The organism is Candidatus Cloacimonadota bacterium (assembly GCA_034661015.1).
Taxonomy (GTDB): Bacteria; Cloacimonadota; Cloacimonadia; order JGIOTU-2; family JGIOTU-2; genus JAYEKN01.
Map to the genome: position 1 here is coordinate 1 of JAYEKN010000288.1, position 1,773 is coordinate 1,773.

Annotated in this window: 1 protein-coding gene; it reads left to right on the top strand. The window is 35.7% G+C overall.

The window, feature by feature from the left end; all coding sequences use genetic code 11:
* Positions 1-135: 135 nt before the first annotated feature.
* The gene (locus U9P79_10055; protein ID MEA2104965.1) at positions 136-1,773 is read left to right on the top strand and encodes a cytochrome c biogenesis protein CcdA; all 1,638 of its coding nucleotides are present in this window, start codon (positions 136-138) and stop codon (positions 1,771-1,773) included.

Sequence of the window (1,773 nt, forward strand, 5' to 3'; positions counted from 1 at the left end):
CTCGCAACTCGTAACTATTATTTATATGTTTAATACAAGGGGCGATATGCACCGGATATACATTCAAGAAATTTGACAATAATTTACACAAATTGAAGTAACAGAAAAAAAATAAAAAAATATTATGGAGCATAAATGAAGAAATCGTTGATTATCATATTGCTAATTTCTATCTCAATAATTCTCTCAACTTTACTTTTTGGGAATGATGATGTAGTATCTTGCAAAATAATTCCCCAAGAGGTTAAAGTAGGAGAAATCGGAACAATTGAAGTTACTTTTGAAATTCCTGATGGAATGCACTGTAACAAACAGGAAGATTATTTTTTCATCGAAGCCGAAGGCGCGGAAGGAATTAAATTCTATGAAGTTGAATATCCTGCCGGCGAAGAACTTGATGGCATTATTGCTTATCATGGGCAAGTTACCCTCGCACAGAATTTTACAGTATCAAAGGGTTTTGAATCAGGAAAGCAAGAGATAAAAGTACTTGCGGGTTATCAATTTTGTGATGATATCGGCACTTGTTTTTTCCCTGAAGAAATTGAGTTTGTAATGCCCATTACTATAGGAAATGCTGGAGGAGGGGAGCAAATTGCTCAGAAGAAAATTGATCATTCAATAAAATCATCTCCTGCCGAGAATAATTTTTCTGAGATAGAAAAATTATTGGATGATTTTGAAGTTTCCGGTATAACCGGAGGATATAAAAAAAGTGATGAATTTATCACTTTTTTAGATGAAGCTGCAACTTCCGGAAGTTTGAATTCTAACACATTTTCCGGTAAAAAATTGTGGCTTATCATTCTTCTTATTTTAATTGGTGGTATTGCCCTAAATCTTACACCGTGCGTACTCCCGATGATACCAATTACAATTGCTGTACTGGGAGCAGGAACACAAGCAGAATCGAAAGGTAGGGGATTATTAATTGGCGCTACTTACGGACTGGGTATGACGTTAGCCTATGGAACGCTTGGGCTTGTTGTTGTGCTAACAGGTTCAAGGTTCGGGGCAATTAATTCTTCTCCCGTGTTTAATATAATTATTGCAGCGGTTTTTATGTTTCTTGCTCTTGCTATGTTTGATGTTATTCCGATAGATTTTTCAAAATTCGGAAGCGGAAAAGTAGGCAAAAAAAGTAAAGGAAAATTTATAACTGTTTTTATTCTCGGTGTTGTTGCCGCAATACTTGCAGGTGCTTGCATTGCTCCTGTTTTGATTTCTGTAATTCTCTATTCCACAACACTTTATGCCAAAGGCAATTCCATCGGATTATTATTACCGTTTTTACTTGGTGCCGGAATGGCAATTCCTTGGCCATTTGCAGGTGCGGGGCTCACATTCCTTCCCAAACCGGGCAGATGGATGGATTGGGTTAAATATATTTTTGGCGTTATTATATTTGTTATCGCAATTTATTATGGTTACTCAGGAATAAAGATTATAAAGAGTAATGCAAAAACATTTGAACAGACTGAAGTCAGCCATGAAGAATCTAATCTTCCTTGGATTTATTCTCTTTCAAAAGGACTAAAAAAAGCGAAAATTGAAGGAAAACCGGTATTGATTGATTTCTGGGCTACTTGGTGCAAAAATTGTATAGTTATGGATGCCACAACCTATAGGGATGAAGAGGTTGTTGAAATACTAGATGATTATATTCTGGTAAAGTATGTTGCGGAGAATCTTCAAAGATCTCCAACAAAAGAAATTCTTGATTATTTTAATATTGTTGGACTTCCCTCCTATGTTATCCTTACACCTAAATAG

What these genes read in the sequence shown, in the direction of transcription:
- U9P79_10055 (MEA2104965.1), top strand. Translation starts at nt 136, where the DNA reads ATGAAGAAATCGTTGATTATCATATTGCTAATTTCTATCTCAATAATT.